15 protein-coding genes are annotated in these 18856 nt (G+C 29.2%); all 15 read right to left on the reverse strand.

Going from position 1 to position 18856, the window contains the following annotated elements:
- Nucleotides 1-43 precede the first annotated feature (43 nt).
- The 15 genes from OXH55_RS02170 to OXH55_RS02240 all read right to left on the reverse strand — a co-directional run bounded on the left by OXH55_RS02170 (nt 44) and on the right by OXH55_RS02240 (nt 18855).
- Complete coding sequence (locus tag OXH55_RS02170) at nt 44-1513, reverse strand: sensor histidine kinase (RefSeq protein WP_268047823.1); 1470 nt, start codon at nt 1511-1513, stop codon at nt 44-46.
- The gene (locus tag OXH55_RS02175) at nt 1497-2198 is read right to left on the reverse strand and encodes a response regulator transcription factor (RefSeq protein ID WP_268047825.1); all 702 of its coding nucleotides are present in this window, start codon (nt 2196-2198) and stop codon (nt 1497-1499) included. The genes OXH55_RS02170 and OXH55_RS02175 overlap by 17 nt, the downstream gene beginning before the upstream one ends.
- A gap of 166 nt (nt 2199-2364) precedes the next feature.
- Complete coding sequence (locus tag OXH55_RS02180) at nt 2365-3222, reverse strand: ABC transporter permease (RefSeq protein ID WP_268047826.1); 858 nt, start codon at nt 3220-3222, stop codon at nt 2365-2367.
- On the reverse strand, nt 3219-4121 hold the full coding sequence (locus tag OXH55_RS02185) for an ABC transporter ATP-binding protein (RefSeq protein ID WP_268047828.1): 903 nt from the start codon (nt 4119-4121) through the stop codon (nt 3219-3221). The genes OXH55_RS02180 and OXH55_RS02185 overlap by 4 nt, the downstream gene beginning before the upstream one ends.
- A 3-nt stretch (nt 4122-4124) precedes the next feature.
- Nucleotides 4125-5243 carry an anti-sigma factor family protein gene (locus OXH55_RS02190; protein ID WP_268047829.1) on the reverse strand — a complete coding sequence of 373 codons (1119 nt, stop codon included), beginning with the start codon at nt 5241-5243 and terminating at the stop codon, nt 4125-4127.
- Nucleotides 5233-5733, reverse strand: coding sequence for a sigma-70 family RNA polymerase sigma factor (locus OXH55_RS02195; RefSeq protein WP_268047831.1), 501 nt, complete (start codon nt 5731-5733; stop codon nt 5233-5235). Before OXH55_RS02195 ends, OXH55_RS02190 begins: the two co-directional genes overlap by 11 nt.
- A gap of 127 nt (nt 5734-5860) precedes the next feature.
- Complete coding sequence (locus OXH55_RS02200; protein ID WP_268047833.1) at nt 5861-6730, reverse strand: MBL fold metallo-hydrolase; 870 nt, start codon at nt 6728-6730, stop codon at nt 5861-5863.
- Between the two features lie 109 nt (nt 6731-6839).
- Nucleotides 6840-8858, reverse strand: coding sequence for a methyl-accepting chemotaxis protein (locus OXH55_RS02205; RefSeq protein WP_268047835.1), 2019 nt, complete (start codon nt 8856-8858; stop codon nt 6840-6842).
- 604 nt (nt 8859-9462) lie between these two features.
- A complete protein-coding gene (locus OXH55_RS02210; RefSeq protein ID WP_268047837.1) occupies nt 9463-11481 on the reverse strand; it encodes a methyl-accepting chemotaxis protein in 2019 nt (672 codons plus the stop codon).
- 407 nt (nt 11482-11888) lie between these two features.
- On the reverse strand, nt 11889-12797 hold the full coding sequence (locus OXH55_RS02215) for a hypothetical protein (RefSeq protein ID WP_268047838.1): 909 nt from the start codon (nt 12795-12797) through the stop codon (nt 11889-11891).
- Nucleotides 12798-12878: 81 nt separating this feature from the next.
- Entirely contained in the window at nt 12879-14183 is a 1305-nt protein-coding gene (locus OXH55_RS02220; protein WP_268047839.1) for an amidohydrolase, read from the reverse strand.
- A gap of 17 nt (nt 14184-14200) precedes the next feature.
- The gene (locus OXH55_RS02225) at nt 14201-15904 is read right to left on the reverse strand and encodes an adenine deaminase C-terminal domain-containing protein (RefSeq protein WP_268047840.1); all 1704 of its coding nucleotides are present in this window, start codon (nt 15902-15904) and stop codon (nt 14201-14203) included.
- 13 nt (nt 15905-15917) lie between these two features.
- Nucleotides 15918-16988, reverse strand: a complete 1071-nt coding sequence (locus tag OXH55_RS02230; protein ID WP_268047841.1) for an ABC transporter substrate-binding protein — start codon at nt 16986-16988, stop codon at nt 15918-15920.
- Nucleotides 16989-17015: 27 nt separating this feature from the next.
- Nucleotides 17016-18056, reverse strand: a complete 1041-nt coding sequence (locus OXH55_RS02235; RefSeq protein ID WP_268047842.1) for an ABC transporter ATP-binding protein — start codon at nt 18054-18056, stop codon at nt 17016-17018.
- 16 nt (nt 18057-18072) lie between these two features.
- Nucleotides 18073-18855, reverse strand: a complete 783-nt coding sequence (locus tag OXH55_RS02240) for an ABC transporter permease (RefSeq protein WP_268047843.1) — start codon at nt 18853-18855, stop codon at nt 18073-18075.
- Nucleotide 18856: the final 1 nt, after the last annotated feature.

An 18856-nucleotide genomic window follows, 5' to 3' on the forward strand; every position in this document is an offset into this window, starting at 1 on the left:
ATATTTCTGAAATATATCTATTTGTTTCGAAATTGTAAACTTTCTATACATTTTGTGTATTAAGCAGGGGAAAGGAAATTAAAAAAGAAGTTCCACTTTTTCCACTGTGTAATAACTTTATATTTCCCTGCTGCTTTTCAACCAGTTCTTTAACAATAGCCAAACCTAATCCATTTCCTCCTGTTTGTCGCGATCTATCTCTATCTACTCTATAAAAAGGTTCAAATACCTTTTCTCCAGCTTCCTTTGGAATTCCAACACCAGTATCTTTCACTTCAATACATACTACTTCATTTTCAATATAATTTTTTACAAATATTTCTCCTTCAGGTTTATTATATTTTATTGCATTATCTAATAGATTAATAAAAATCTGCATAAAACTTTCTTTATCCACAAGAATTGCTGCAGGCTTCAATTCAGTATACAAACTTAATCCAAACTTTTGAGCCTTTCCTTTCATTCTGTTACAAATTTCATTTAATACCTGATTCACTTCTATTTTTTCTGCTTTAAATTCAAAATCGTATTTTTCTAAAGAAGCCAATCTCAAAATTTTCTCTACCATATCATATAATCGTTGTGTTTCTTTACCTATATTTACTTTTGCTTCTTCAATTAAATTAGGATCATCACTATACATATCAATTAAATCTATATATGCCTTAATAACAGTAAGTGGAGTTTTAAATTCATGAGTAATATTTCCAATAAAGTTTTTTTGCTGCTCTCCTAAAAGTCTTAATTTTTCCACAGCTAATCTTAGTTTTTCTTGTTCCTCTTCCATATCTTTAATATTTTGATCTATTTTACTGCTCATAAAATAAATACCTTTAGATAATTCACCTAACTCATCATTTCTTTTTAAGATTTCTGCTTCATTGTATTTTCCGTCTCTTATTTTTTCTACAGCTTTTTTTAACTTCAAAATTCCTTCTGCTAATATATTGTAATAAAAATATCCTATTATAAAACTTAAAATTAAAGTAATTATTCCTGTACCAATAAAAAGATTTTTAATATCTTCATAAAATTTTATACTTTCCTTTAATGAATATTGAAATTGAACCACACCTATTTGTTTATCCAAATCATTGAGTGGTGCTAAATAATCAAGAGATTCTCCTACAACTTGATAAGCAATTTTATTTTCCAAAGCATAATTTAATGTATCACTTATATTAATCTCATCAGGAAATAAAGCTGAATTTCCTATTTCTTTTCCTGACATATCATATAAAATAACATTCATTTCACTCATCGTACTTAATTGACTAGCTAATACTTGTCCTTTTTTATTTAGAAATTCCTTTTTATCCTCTATAGATTCGGTAAGATAACTTTGTCTTACATATATATTAGCTATTTTACTCTGATGAAATAAAAAGTCTTCATACTGTTTTTGTTGATTTCTTTTAATACCTTCGAGTACCAATATACTTAAAATGCTTATTGTAAATAATAATAATGTTCCTAAAAACACTCCTGATTTAACCTTAATACTGCTCTTCATATATTTCTCCTACAGCTTTATATCCTACTCCATGTACTGTTTGTATTATACTTTGATAGTTTTGTCCTAATTTTTTTCTTAATCTTTGAATATGGATATCTACAGTACGAGTCCCTCCAAGATAATCCATTCCCCAAACTATATCCAATAATTCACCTCTTGTATATACCCTTTCAAAATTAGAAAGCAGTTCAGCTAACAACTCAAACTCCTTTGGAGTTAATTCTAAGATATTCTCATTAACCAATACTTTTCTTTGAGATAGAATTACTTTTAAGTCTTTAATTTTTATCTCTTTGTTTTCCTCTTCAAAAGAATTTTTTTGCAGCCTTCTTATTAAAGATTTTAACCTTGCTAATAATTCTCGTATATCAAAAGGTTTTGTAATATAATCGTCTGCCCCTAATTCCAACCCTAATACTTTATCCACAATATCTTCCTTTGCAGTTAGCAAAATAATGCCTAAATCCTCTTTGTCTTCTAATTTTCTGCAAACCTCAAACCCATTCATTTTAGGCATCATTATATCTAGAATAATAACTTGTGGATGAAAAATTTTAAATTTTTTTACTGCTTCTTCACCATCATATGCTGTTTCAACAGTGTATCCTTCTCTACGAAGAGCATATGAAATTGCACTAACAATGTTCTTTTCATCATCTACTACTAAAACTTTCTCCTGCATTTTATCACCTTCATTTCGTTATAATGTATAATCTCAATCCTTTTATTACCAAATATTAATTATTCATTACCAATGATTCTAACATAATTATAATATAATTATAATATAAAAAACTACAAAAAAAATTGTCTGGAACTTTAAAAATTATTAAAATTCCAGACATATATTATAAATCTCTTTTTTGAAATTTTCTAAGAGCTAAAATAATCATAACTACAATATAGAGAATGACATACCCCATCATAAAAGAACTTGGCTGAGTATTTCCCCCTACCATATTCTCCATATTAAGATTTAGTCCTGATTTAGTTGTAAATAAAAGTGAAGATACCTTTCTATATATTACATCTGATGGCATTATAAGACTTGTTGCAATTCCTATATTACTCATAACTGATTTTGCAGTTTCAACTGTTATAAAGAAACTCATTTTTTCTAAAATTCCACCTATCATAGCACAAAAATATAAGATAACCACTATAACTCCTGATGCCATAGTTGACATAGAACAGCTTAAAAATATTCCTATTGAAGTTAATACTAATGGCAAAAGATACAGTGTTAATAAAGATTTTACTATTGCTTGAAAAGTGAAATTAACAACTACGCCCTTTCCAAAGAAAACATTCACTCCTATAATGCTCAAATATAGAAACGTTACATAAGGAATAAGCATCAATAAAATACCAATAAAACGTCCCAATACTATCTCATATCTAGCTATTGGCTTTGATAAAACAGCATCGTATGTACCGCTTTCAATTTCTGATGAAATTGCACCAACACTTGAAAAAATAGATAGAAAAGATATTATAAATCCTGCCACATACATTCCCATAGATATAAACTGATTTATAAAAGTAAGCCTTATAACAGCATCACTCGTATTTGCTTCAAAAGATTGATAGGCATACTTTGCTGCAGTCCCATAAAGAGCAAGAAATATTACAGTAAATATTAGAGTGAGGTATAAAATTTTCTTTTTTCTCATTTCAAGAAATGTAAGCCTTATTATAGTACTCATCTTTCATCCTCCTCACCTACAGTTTTGATAAATAATTCCTCAAGTACATTTTCCTTTCTCTTCATCATATATAAAAGTCCTTTATTTTTTATTATACATTCTGCAATTTTAGGAAGAAGTTCATTATTTCCTACATGCATTTCAATTTCATTTTCCAATTTTGCTAAATATGGATCAAAACTTTTTAATTCATTGATTATTTTTTCATTGCAATTTCCTATTGAAAGAAGTACTGGTGAATTCATAAGCTCATTAATAGTTCCTACTTTTTTTATTTTACCTTTATCTAAAATAGCAACTCTGTCTGAAATCAATTCTACTTCACTTAATAAATGGGTATTTAGAAAAATAGTCTTTTGCTGATTCTTTAATTTTAAAATAATATCACGAACATGCTTTCTACCAACAGGATCTAGTGCACTTGTTGGTTCATCCAAAAAAAGAAGCTCTGGATCTGATAATATGGCGCAACCTAAACCAATTCTCTGCTTCATCCCCTTACTATACTGCTTTATTTTCTTATGTTCATGTCCTTTAAGTCCAACTATTTCAAGCACTTCTTCTATTCTTTTTTTGATATCATTTTTTTTCATTTTGTATAGAAGCCCGTGATTGAATAAAAGCTCGTATCCTGTAAGCCAATTGTGATATTGAAATAATTCAGGTAAATATCCTATTTTCTTTCTAGCTTCAACATCACCTATAGGCCTTCCAAGAATTAATCCATTACCAGAGGTAGGATAAAGTATTCCAACAAGAGTTCTAATAAAAGTACTTTTCCCTGCTCCATTCTTTCCCAAAAAACTGAACACTTCTCCCTCCTTAACGGAGAGAGAAATATTCTGGAAACCTCCTTTCCCATCAAATTGCTTTGTTAAATTATACGTTTCAATAACCATGTACTAATTCATCTCCTCAATAAAAGACAATATTTCATCAACTGTGCAATTACCATTTATAGCATATAAATTCTCTTTATCTTGAAAATAAACATGTAGGTAATTTGAATTTTTCTCCTTAATTAATATAGCTTTTTGTCCATTAACAGTTATATCTTCCTTAGTTTGATATTCAGCTTCATAAGGTACTGGAATTGTAGATGTCAAATCGTCAATTTTCATAAACTGCTCTTTTAAATTTTGTGGTAAAAGGTTTATAGAAAATAAAGATTTTATTAATTGTTTTTCATCTACATCTTTTGGAATTTCCACTGTAGGTGTATTCATTTTCACTACATCAATATATTTTCTTTCTTCATCTTTATTTTCAGTCTTTTGTGTAAAGCTATAAGATACCAACTCATTAAAATAAATAGTAAAAGGCTTTTTATCTAAAGATTCGGGAAGTTTAGTTTTTTCACCTAGATAATTTAAAAGATCATTAGTTTTATCTATATCTAATTTTATAGTTACATCTGTTTTTGGTGCTTTAGAAACACGTTCATATACAAACCCTTTTGGTTCTTTAATTACTTTATCTATAGATAGTTTTTCTTTAATATCAGCCTCTTCCTTTGGAGCTTTTATAGAAGAATTCTTACCTCCTGAAGAAACATCTACTTTAACAATGTTTCCTATATCTTTAGACCCACTTCCATCATTAAATATTTTATTAATTTCACTAATGTCTTGTTTACTGATAGAGATACTGGTGATTTCCTGCATACGAAATATTTTTAATAGTTCATCTGCCTTCGTACGAACAGGTTCACTAAATACTAATCCTCCACATAAAACAAGTCCCGCTGCTACTGCAGACCATTTCTTAGCTTTTTTACTCATATTAAAAATCCTCCTTTTATTTTTCTCCTTAAAATCAACTGTACAAACATTAATAGGACGAGGGGGTGGTATTACCATATCACTTTGTAGAACACTCTCTATAAGCTTATCTTGCTGCTTCAATCTCTGAAATTTTTCTCTACAGTCAGGACAATCTTTTATATGTGATAATACCTCATTTACGTCGCCTTCATAGGTATTGTCAATTATCTTCTGAAGTTCCTCTAATTCATAGCACATTTATTTCACCTTCCCTTTTATATAATTGTAAAAACTTCTGTTTTCCCCGTGCAATAAGCTGTCCTATGCTATTTTGAGGAATATTTGTTGCCTTATGAATTTCTTCATAAGAATATCCCGAAAATTTTAAAATCAAACATATCCTTTGCTTCTCTGGTATATTTGTCAAAATATTTCTCACTTCTTTAATTTGTTCACTTCTAAATATTTCATCTTCTATTGAAAAAATATTATTTACTTCTTCTAAAATATTTTCTTCTCTTTTTATTCTTCTTTTTTCTCCTCGTAAATAATTAAAAGCTGTATTTGCGGCCACTTTTGAAAACCATGAACCTAAAAACTCAATTTCTTCCTTTGAATTATAATACTTTATAAAAACTTCTTGAGTTAAGTCTTCTGCTAATTCATTACTTCCAACTAAGTAATACAGCTGCTTATAAACTATTGGATAGTATTTTCCATAATTTATCTGAAATTCATTTTCTTTCACTTTTCTCCGCTTTGGGATCCCAAAAATATTAATCCCTCCTTTCATCTTTCACTAATATAAACACCACAGTATAAAAAAAAATGACACTAAATAAAAAAAATTTTTAATTTCTAAAAAAAGAAGCCATCTATGACTTCTTTAAAATTCCACATATATACCATTCCACAGCTAAAATATCATCTTCACTTAAAGCCTCATTAAACTGCTGTGAAAGTCTTTCTAATATTAAATTTTTATTATCTCCTATTTCATCTACTACCTTTCCAATTTCCTTTAACCTTTCAGTATATATTATCATTTCTTCTCTTGGTATTGGATCATCTGCATGAGATTCAATATAATAATCCACATCATAAGCTAATAACTTATCTATTAAAGGAAATAATTCTTTTGTAGTCCAGCTCCACTTACCATTATATATATCTACAAAAAGACAATCACCTATAAATAACACCCTATCTTCAGGCACATATATTACACTGGAATCTCTAGAATGTTCTCCTCCTACATGATCAATTCTACATGTAATATCTCCTAAATCCATTTCTACTCCTTCTTTGAAGGTGATGTCTGGTACTTTTATATTAGGACATCTTGGCTCTTTAAATTCCACCTTTATTTTATCTGCACAAAATTCAATTTCTGTACCTTCTTCTACACGCTTATCCAAAGCTTCATCTGACCAATCTAGCGGAATTAGTTCTTTCACTTTAGTTTTAGTATACTCATGAGCAAAAGTTCGCATACCCATATATGCAATTCCAAAAACATGATCCCAATGCCAATGTGTTATTGCTAAATATTTTTCTTTAGGAGGATTTAGTTTTTCTATCTCCTCTAAAAATTCTTTTGCATGCGCATCTGAATTTCCTGCATCTACAATCAAAGCTCTTTCTTTACCCATTATTATAGCTAACATAGGTCTATCAGTTTCTTCTACTGGCAGCATATAATAAATATTTTGTGTAATTTTTTCTAATTTTAAATTGTTATTCATCAGTTCACCTCATAAATTTATTTAAAATAAAACTCTCCTTTAAACTTTACCATAATTATCTATATAGTAAAAAAATAAAACCGAGAAATAATTCTCGGTTTTTGGTTTACTATTCTTTTAATTTAAATTTTTCAACATCATCTATCATTTCATGTGACATATTTGCCAGATTTTGAGCTGCATTGGCAACTTCAAGACTTGATGCATTCATTTGCTCAGAAGACGCTGAAACTTCTTCTGATGAAGCTGAAACTTCTTCTGATATAGCAGCTATAATTTCTGTTTTATGCAAAATATCATTCTTTTTAGTTTCAATTTCATTAGTAGATTCTGTTATATTATTTATCTTAGGATTTATTTCTTCTACAGCTATTGATATAGATTTAAATGAATTTATAGCTGTATCTATATCCCCTTTTTGATTTTTCAATTCGTCATTCATTACATCAGAAGTTGCAACCATATTTTTTGTATCTTCTAATATATTATTAATTAGTGTATATATATTTTGTGAAGACGTCCTGCTTTTTTCTGCAAGCTTTCGTATTTCATCTGCTACAACTGCAAAACCTTTTCCTGCTTCACCAGCTCTAGCTGATTCTATAGCTGCATTTAACGCCAATAGGTTAGTTTGTTCTGAAATACTGTTAATTAAATCTGTTATTTCATTTATCTTTTCTATATTTGTTCCTACATCAGAAATTTTAGTAACAAACTCATTATATACACCAGATACTTTTTCAACAGATTTAACTACATTTTCCATATCATCATTACTTGAATTTGCCATATTACTGATTTTAGTTGACATGTTATTTACTTCTGAAATATCATTTACCATACTATTTAATTTATTACTAAATTCATTTAATAATGAAACTATATTAGTTAATTCTTCTGTCTGCTGTCCTGTTCCTTCTGCTACCTGCTGTATTGCTGTTGAAATATTTTCAGTAGATGCAATAAATTCTTCAGATATTGCTGATAAATTAGATGATTGTCCATCAATATTTTGAGAATTTAATTGTATAGTTCCTAATATTTTCGTTATTGATATTTGCATTGTATTTAACGCTCTTGTCATATCTCCTATTTCATCTTTTCTTTTTTCATACTTTTCATCTATATTCACAGTAAAATCACCTGTTGAAAGAACTTGTAAGTGATTTCTCATAACTACTAAAATTTTAGATATATTATTAGAAACAAGCCATATTATTACAGCAGCTATAAGTAAAGCTCCTAGAGATAGTATAATTATACTTCTATTTAAAGTTCCTAATTCATCTAAAAGATCATCTTTTTGTACTATAACGCCAAGACCCCAACCAGTAGACTTTACAGGTGAATATCCAATGTAGCTATCAGCTCCACCATAATAAAATTCTCCTGTTCCACTTTCACCTGCTGCCATTTTCTTCTCTATATCTGCAAGTGCTTTCAATTTAGGATTATCCTTAACCATCTTTTGAGTATTTTCCATTTTCCTAACTAATTCTTTGTTTTTAGATGCAATAGTTGTTCCTTCTTTATTTATAATATAAGCTTCTCCTGTTTCTGAAATTTTTATATTATCCGTAATACCACTTATATCATTACCATCTCTTACTATTGTTAACACTCCTACAATTTTATCCTCAAAGTTTCTAATAGGCGCTGAATAAGCAATTATTATAGCACTATTATCTGCTTTATCCTGACTTACAAATGGTTCTGTTGCATTACTTTCTCCTTTTATTGCCTTCTGATAATATTCTCTATTACTTATATCTGTTATAATACCATTTGCCATCATACATTTACCATTTAAATCTGTTATAGCTACTGTGACATGTCCATGTTTTTTTTGTTCACTTTGTAAAATCTTTTTCTTTACTTCCCATGGAATGTTTTCATCTCTTATATCAGGTATATTAGCTATCATTTCTACCATATCAATTTTTGCATGTATGGCTTCTTCCACAGTTACAGTAGCTTGTTTACTCATTTCTAACATAAAATCTTTTGCATTATTTTCAAGCGATTTCTTTGCAATATTATAAGAACTAAATCCAAGCCCTAAGCAAATAACACTTATCATAGCTAAAAAATAAGCTATCATTTGTTTTTTTAAACTTTTAAATTTCATATTTTCCTCCTAATTATTTCTTAATGTGAATTTTATCCTATATAGTTATGCTTTATATATTATAATACAAATTTATCACAATTTATACATTATTCCACAAAATAATTGAATATTTTAAAATAATTTGAATAAATTGTAATAGATTGAATCTCCTAGCTAAATATTTTTTAGCCATGAGTTTTCATTTACATTCTATTTATATTTATTCACTCTCTATTTAACTTAATTTTTTCTTCAAAGCTTGGTTTATTTCTTTATAAAAAAATAACTTAAACTTATAACAGTACAACTAAAAAAATTCTATGCCTTTAAGTATGGTAAACATCGGCGAAAAAGTGGTTATTAAATCTTTGGTCTTAGAACGTAAGTAAAAAAAAGACCGGAAGATATGGGCCTATTGCCAGGTACTGAATTAACTATAATATCCAATAATTATAATTAAAGTAAAAGACTCAAAGCTCATATTAGGAAAATCTATTACAGATAAAATATATATAAATATTGTAATATAATTCTTAATAAAAAATAGTTCTAAATTATATAATAAAACTCAGAACAAAGTTTACTTTATTCTGAGTTTTATTAATTTTAAAGTTTATATTTATTATTTTTCTAATTTAAATTTTTCAACATCATCTATCATTTCGTGTGACATATTTGCCAGATTTTGAGCTGCATTGGCAACTTCAAGACTTGATGCACTCATTTGCTCAGAAGACGCTGCTACTTCTTCTGATGAAGCTGAAACTTCTTCTGATATAGATGCTATAAACTCTGTTTTATCCAAAATATCATTCTTTTTAGTTTCAATCTCATTAGTAGACTCTGTTATATTGTTTATCTTAGGATTTATTTCTTCTACAGCTATTGATATAGATTTAAATGAATTTATAGCTGTATCTATATCTCCTTTTTGATTTTTCAATTCGTCATTCATTACATCTGAAGTTGCAACCATATTTTTTGTATCTTCTAATATATTATTAATTAATGTATATATATTTTGTGAAGACTCCCTACTTTTTTCTGCAAGCTTTCGTATTTCATCTGCTACAACTGCAAAACCTTTTCCTGCTTCACCAGCTCTAGCTGATTCTATAGCTGCATTTAAAGCCAATAGGTTAGTCTGTTCTGAAATACTGTTAATTAAATCTGTTATTTCATTTATTTTTTCTATATTTGTTCCTACCTCAGAAATTTTAGTAACAAACTCATTATACACATCAGATACTTTTTCAACAGACTTCACTACATTTTCCATATCATCATTACTTGAATTTGCCATATCACTTATTTTAGTTGACATGTTATTTACTTCCGAAACATCATTTACCATACTATTTAATTTATTACTAAATTCATTTAATAATAAAACTATATTACTTAGCTCTTCAGTTTGCTGTCCTGTTCCTTCTGCTACTTGTTGTATTGCTGTTGAGATATTTTCAGTAGATGCAATAAATTCTTCAGATATTGCTGATAAATTAGATGATTGTCCATCAATATTTTGAGAATTTAATTGTATAGTTCCTAATATTTTTGTTATTGATATTTGCATTGTATTTAACGCTTTTGTCATATCTCCTATTTCATCTTCTCTTTTTTCATATTTTTCATCTAATTTTGTAGTAAAATCACCTGTTGAAAGAATTTGCAAGTGATTTCTTATACCAACTAAAATTTTAGATATATTATTAGAAATAAGCCATATTATTACAGCAGCTACAAGTAAAGCTCCTAGAGATAATATAATTATACTTGTATTTAAAGTTCCCAGTTCATCTAAAATATCATCTTTTTGTGCTGTTACAGCCATTCCCCAACCAGTAGATTTTATAGGTGAATATCCTATATAGTTATCAGCTCCACCATAATAAAATTCTCCTGTTCCACTCTCACCTGCTGCCATTTTTTTCTCTATATCTGCAAGAGCTTTCAATTTAGGATTATCTTTAACCATCTTTTGAGTATTTTCCATTCTCTTAACTAACTCTTTGTCTTTACATGCAATAGTTGTTCCTTCATCATTTATAATATAGGCTTCCCCTGTTTTTGCAAATTTTATATTATCCGTAATACCACTTATATCATTACCATCTCTTATTATTATTACTGCTCCTATAATCTTATTATTAAAATCTCTAATAGGAGCTGAATAAGTAATTACTATCGCTACCCCATTTACTTTGTTTTTACTTACAAATGGTTCTGTTGCATTGCTTTCTCCTTTTATTGCCTTATGATAATATTCTCTATCATGGATATCTGCTACAGTACCATCTGGATAAGTAAGTTTACCATTCAAATCTGCTATACCAATTCTAAGATGTCCATGTTTTTTAACTTCACTTTCTAAAATTTTCTTCTTTATTTCCCATGGAGTCTTTTCATCTCTCATATCAGGTATATTAGCTATCATTTCCGCCATATCAATTTTTGCATTTATAGCTTCTTCTACAGTTACAGCCGCCTGTTTACTCATTTCTATCATAAAATCTTTTGTATTATTTTCAAGCGCTTTCTTTGCAAGCTTATAAGAACTCCCCCCAAGCCCTATGCAAATAACACTTATCATAACTAAAAAATAAACTATCATTTGTTTTTTTAAACTTTTAAACTTCATATTTTCCCTCCTATTTTTTATATAATTTGTTTTATTGTATCTTTCAATAGATAAATAAAAGCCAGCACAATAAATTTAACTGCTTATATATTACTTAAAGCAATCAAAACTAATTATGCTGGCTTATATCTAGCCGAATAGGCTCCTATTCTCTATCTATCATACCATTACAATATTTACTTTTTTATACACTAACACTTCATATTGAACGATTTTATATTGATATACTTCTAGCAAAATAAATACTTATTCTCTATAAGTCTTACCAACATCTTGAAACAAATCTTTCTAATTTTACACTATAATGTCAACTATTTCAACTTCTATTCAATATGAAATTTTGTAATTATTTATATATACATCTATATACTATAAGTTTTTCTTTAAATATCTATATTGTGACTATTCTATAATCCATGACTCATCCTACTATATGTTCTACCAAGATAGTCCTGAATTATTACCTCTATTCTTTCATTACTATCTTCTTTGCTATCATATTCAACATTTTTAGAAACTTCTATTTTTTCAAGTTTTACATCTTCAATCTCCTTAAAAGGTTCCTCAACCTTTGCATTTTCATCTACTATTTTTCCATCTTTCATTATCTGAAATTCCTTTTTAACTTCACTATTACTATAAACCTTTACTTTAATATTCTTTAACTTTAACAAATTATTCTCAATATGCTTATCCAATTCTTTATCCATCAAATCATATCTGTTCTCTATAGATGCTGAAAATGCTAAATTCACATGGTTATTTGAAATGCTTTTTGATTTTGGATTAACATTTATCTCAATTCTACCTTTTAATCTAGAAAGAAAATCTATTCCTCTCAATTTTTCACTTCTTATATTTTTATTATTCTTAGCAACTACCTTAAACTGATAATCCTTTTTATATGGCAAAGTTAATTGTGATTTGTAGTTTAAATTTCCCATATCTCCTGCAAGTACTTCCTTCCACGCAGTTACTTCATGTGTTTTTTCATCTTCTGCTCCATATACAAGATACACCTTTGAACCTGCATTTAAATCATGCAAACTCCATTTCAATGTAATAGTTACATTATCTAAATCCTTTGTAATGTTTAATATAGAATAATCTACATTATATAACCATTGATTTGCATCGTATATTTTTCTCATAGTATTTGACACATTAGACTCTATATTATTAATGTTGCTATTCACATTTTCTATACGATCATTTGTTCTATCTAATCTCCTACCTAATGTATCCATATCAAAATACATTTTTAGATTTAAAATAACCAATAGTACTAAAAGTGCTGGCAAAAATTTATTTTTCATTTTAATCCCCCCTGTAGCAATTATATAAAAAATAGGCTATGTTTGTAAACACAGCCTATCTATTAAATATAGTTCCTAGCATTAAAATCCAAACTTTTGTATTTTTTCTCTAACACTTTTAATCTGATACATAATTTGTCCTATATTCAATGACTTTAAACATTTATTTTCCACAAGGATTTTTCCGTTTACCATTACGGTATCCACATTGGATGGGTTAGCTGAATATACCAAAGCAGAATAATAATCATATATAGGCTGCATATTAATAGATTTTGTCTCCATTATTACAAGGTCAGCTTTCTTTCCTACTTCAATTGAACCTATTTCATCATCCATATTCAAAGCTCTAGCTCCACCTATTGTTGCCATCTCCACAATTTCACTGGCTGGAAATAACGTTCTATCTTCATTTATCAATTTGTGTACCTTTCCAACAAGAGACATCTGAGTTATTATATCTAAAGTATTGCCGCTCATAGCCCCATCGGTACCTAATCCTATTTTCATATCTGATTTATACATTTTAACTGCTGGTGCAGTACCTTTTCCACCTTTTGCATTAGCACCTACATTATGAGATATACCCACCTTTCTCTCCTTTATCAGCTTTAAGTCCTCATCCGTTACATGAATTAGGTGAGCCCCTACAAATCTCTCATTCAGCATTCCAATACTATCCAAATAAGCCATAGGTGTCATATTGTATTTTTCAATACAATCCTCAAACTCATATTTCATTTCAGCAGCATGCATCATAATAGGAACATCATATTTTTCTGATATTTGTATAATCTTCTTCAAGCTTTCTTCGCTGTTTGTATAAGGTGCATGAGGAGCAACAGCTGGAGTTATAAGCTGGCTATCCTTCCATTTTTCAATAAACCACTTGCTGTAATCCAATCCACCATAAGACTCTTTACAATCAGGTGCAGAAAAATTCACAACGGTTTCTCCAAGTACTGCCCTTATTCCTGCTTCCTGTACAGCCTTCGCAACTTCATCTTCAAAATAATACATATCTGCAAAAGTTGTCACTCCTCCTAATAGCATTTCAACAATAGCATATTTTGCTCCAATGTATACCAGCTGCTCATCTACCATTTTTTTTTCTAAAGGAAAAATGTATCTTTGAAGCCTGTCAGGTACATCATCTCCCAAGCTTCTGAATACAACCATCGAAGCATGAGTATGTGCATTTACCATTCCTGGGATTAATATGCCACCCTCCCCATCTATTATCTGGCAGTCAGAATAATTTGATATTAAACTCTTATCTCCTACATCCACAATTAAATTCTCTCGTACAACCACAACTCCGTCTTCTATAATATCTTTATTTTTATTCATTGTTATTACATTTACATTTTTTATCAATATACTCATTCTACTATCTCCTATTTCTAATAAAACAAGCTAACAATCTCCTGCTTTTTAACATCGATAAGACCTTTATCTGTTATTTTTAATGCTGGACTTACTGGAAGGGATAAAGTACTGAAAGACATTATCTCATTCATGTGTTTATAGCCTAAATCTTGAAGAGCTTCTCTCACTCTTTTTAGTTTATCTGCTAAAACATCTATCCTCTCTTCAGATAAAATTCCTCCTACTGGCAGTTCAACACCAGCTTCTATTTTACCATCTTTTACTACACAGTATCCGCCATTGTTTTCTATTATCCAATTAACAGCAACAGCCATATCCTCTGCATTTCTTCCCATGACAATTAAATTATGCTGATCATGGGCATAAGTAGCTGCAACTGCTCCATTTTTAATTACATTGCCACAAGCGAGTCCAAAGGATTTATTTTTTTGCCCTGTATATCTATTTAAAACTGAAACAAGACAGCATTCAGAATTCTGCCATTCAAGTTCTCCTTCTCTTGAATTTAAAACAACCTTTACCTCATCTGTAAATGTAGTATTGCTATTAATCTTCATAGCTCTACAGTTCACTTCTCCAGCATACACCATTGAAGGAACCCTAAAATAATCCTCATTTACATAATCAACATCCAGACTATTATAAAAATGTTCTGGAAAACATCTATCATGCTGTGTATAATTGACTTTTCCGTTAAAAACCTCTTTTCCGTCCTTATATACAGATTTTATATCAAATTTATTTATATCACTAAGCAAAATAAAATCTGCTTTTTTTCCAGGAGCAATAGCTCCCCTATCACTAAACCCCATTCTTCTTGCTGAAGTGTAGGTTGATACATATATGGCATTTTCTACAGACATTCCTAACTCTACAGCTTTCTTAATAAGAATATTTAAATGTCCGCACACTAATTTATCTATCATTACATCATCGGTTACAAGACAAAAATGCTCATACAGATTATTTTCAATAAGAAATTTTATATTCTCCTCTGTCAGTGATTTTTCCTGAATTTCTATAAACATGCCATTTTCAATTTTTTCCTTCAATAATTCAGGAGTCTGCTGTGTATGATCTGAATCTACCCCACCGTATATAAATTTTGATAAATCTAACCCGGTTATTTTTGGACAGTGACCCTCAATTTTCATAAAAGGTTTTTCCTTTTTTATAAGCTGTATTATAGACTTTATTAAGGATTCATCCTCACTAATTAATCCTTTAAAATTCATAACCTCACCAAGACAGCACATATCATAAGACTTTATTAATTTAAGAACTTCTTCTAGTCCTATGCTTCCACCAGTAGTTTCAAGATACTTGGAAGTAGATGGAACACAACTAGGAATGCCGTAGAATATATCTACGGCATCCACATTAGAGCATTTTATCATAGCTTCTATTCCTTCTGTTCCAAATACATTGGCTATCTCATGAGGATCAGCAACTATAGTAGTGACTCCATACTGTACAGCTGCTTGTGTAAAATTTATTGGAGTTGTCATAGAGCTTTCAATATGCATATGTATATCTATAAGCCCTGGGATTACATACATTCCTTCAGCGTCTATAACTTTTTTTGGTTTTAACTCATCAATACAGTCCTTTCCAATGTGCAAAAATTTATCGCCTAAAACAGCAGCATTAGAATTAATAAACTTTTTAAAATAAGTGTTGTATATAAATGCATTTTTTATTAATAAATCTATCTCCATAATTTTATCATCCCTATTGATTTAATATTCTATTCCACTTATCAATCCAATCTTTTTTCACAGAATTCACGAATGTATTATCTATAACATTTGCTTTTTCTAAGCTTTTACCATATGTTAAATTTTTGCTTTCTTCTTCTGAAAGTTTAACTTCAACATTTACAGGAGATTCACCTAGTGCTTTCGCTGTTTTTGTTTGAACCTCTTTGCTTAGTGCATAATTCATGAATTTTAAAGCCAATTCTTTATTTTTTGAGTTTTTAACTATATTTATTGTATTGAAATTTAAATATGCCCCTTCTTCAGGATCAATAAATTTAACATTAGGATTTGCTTCTTTTACCTTTTGATAAGCAAAATCTGCTATTACTGCTGCTGCAATTTCACCATTAGAGAACATATTTGCAAGATCTGATGATCTTTTATATGTTTTTACCAAATTAGGCTTTATTGCTTCTAATTGTTTAAATGCAGCTTCTCCCTTATCATTCTTAACATCAGCTCCTGCTTGAATTGCTGCTGAATAAACAACTGCTGGTCCAAAAGTAGTAGTTATATCTGGTATTGATACTTTACCCTTTAAAGCTGGATTCCATAAATCTTTCCATGATTTCATTTCAAAATTAACCTTTGATGGGTCATATGCTATAGCTGCTCTATTTAAAGTATATGCTGGTCCGTACCCTTGCTCTATCAAATATTTAGCTTTTTCAGTTGAATTCTTAGAATTTGGTACTTTGCTGTAATCCACTTTCTCAAATAACCCTTGTTCAACACCTTCTTGTGCAAAAGATTCAGATAAATATATTATGTCAATATTGCTATTTGGATTAGCTTTTAATTTAGTTAATCTTTCAGAGTTATTTCCTGTTTCTAAAACTATTTTTACGTTATTTTCTTTTTCGAATGGTTTAAATACATTTTCCCAAAGCTTGTCTTCATCGTATCCCCATGTTGAAATTACAAGTTGAGTTGGCTTACTGCTGTCTTTTTTATCAGCAGCCTCTTTTTTATTTGTACCGCAAGCTGCAAACATTGTAGTAGTTAAAATTGTCATTAGAAATAAAGCAATTTTTTTCTTCATAATTTTCTTACTCCTCCTAAGTTTATTTTAAACTAATATTATTTTATTTGAAGGTAAATATAAATTCACCTTATCACCCTGTTTATACTTTACGTCACTGCTTTCATTTACAACTAAAATTCCTAAGTCTGTTTCTACTGTGTACTGATATTTGTCACCTAAATATGTGCGGATTCCAACTATTCCATTTATAACATTAGTATTTTTATCTTCTTTTAGTATCTCTATATCATCTGGTCTTATAGTCCCTTTTATCTTTTTAGAATTTAATTTATTTTCATAATCACATTCAAACTTAACACCTGCATTTGACATATAAACATTTTCTTCTACTGCTTCAACATCAATGAAATTTTCAAAACCTACAAATCTAGCTACAAATTCTGTAGAAGGATAATTATATATATTTTCTGGAGTATCATACTGCTCAATAACTCCTTTATTCATAACCGCAACCTTATCGGAAATAGAAAAACATTCTTCCTGATCGTGAGTAACAAAAACTGTAGTTATACCTAGTTGCTGCTGAAGCTTTCTTATTTCTATTCTCATTTTTAATCTCAGTTTTGCATCAAGATTACTTAGAGGTTCATCTAAAAGAAGAAGATCAGGCTTTATAACCAGTGCTCTAGCTATTGCAACCCTTTGTCTTTGTCCTCCTGAGAGTTCTTTTGGATATCTATTTTTGTAATCACCTAAATCAACAACTTCTAATATCTTATTAACTTTCTCATTGATTTCTGCTTTATTTACTTTTTTCATTTTTAATCCAAAAGCTACATTATCAAAAACCGTTAAATGAGGGAATAATGCATAGCTCTGGAATACTAGTCCGAAATTTCTCTTATGAACAGGAATTTTTGTATAGTCTTTTTCATTAAAAACAAATTGTCCTCCTGTTGGTTCTATAAAACCTGCAATAACCCTTAAAGTAGTAGTCTTACCACATCCACTAGGTCCTAATAAAGAAATCAGTTGTCCTTTTTCTATATCCAAATTTAAATCTTTCAGTATATCTGTTTTTCCATCATATGAAACTTTTATATTTTTCAAATTTATTATTGCCATAATAACCCTCCAAAATCTATTTTGAAAAATAGCTTAATCCTAAAGTTTTTTCCACAATAAACATTATTACAATAGTCATAATCATAAGCATAACCGACAAAGCTGATACTGTCGGATCATAATTGTATTCTATGTAGCTCATCATATTGATTGGTAGAGTGCTTACTCCAGGTCCTGTTAAAAATATTGATACAGGTACATTATTAAATGAATTTATAAAAGCTAACATGAATGCAGCTATAACCCCGGATGTTATATTAGGAAATACTACCATAAAAAAAGTTTTTACATTGTTCGCACCTAAACTTACAGCAGCTTCTTCTATTGAATAATCAAAGCTTTCAAGACTTGACGCAATAACCCTTATTATATAAGGAATTATTATAACAGTATGTCCTATTATTAAGCTTGCAAAAATAGGTAATTTCAGTTTTATAATAATAAAATTGAATAATGAAAATCCAAAAACTATACCAGGCACTATTATAGGAGAAAAGAATATATTCTTTAAAATTGCTTTTCCTTTAAATTCATATCTGCTCAAAGCATATGCTGCAGGTATTCCTAAGATAAGCGCAACTATTGTAGCTAATACCGAAATCTGAATACTTGTTTTAAATGTTCTCATAAACATTTCTGAGTTAAATATATTTGAAAACCACTTAATACTGAAGCCTTTAGGCGGAAAAGTAATATAAGTATCAGGTCCAAAAGCTGTTGTTACAATTATCACCAAAGGTGCAAACAAGAATATATAAATCAAAATTACGAAAAATGTTAGCAGTTTACTTCTCTTCACT

It is taken from the genome of Clostridium ganghwense, from assembly GCF_026735165.1.
Classification (GTDB): domain Bacteria; phylum Bacillota; class Clostridia; order Clostridiales; family Clostridiaceae; genus Clostridium_H; species Clostridium_H ganghwense.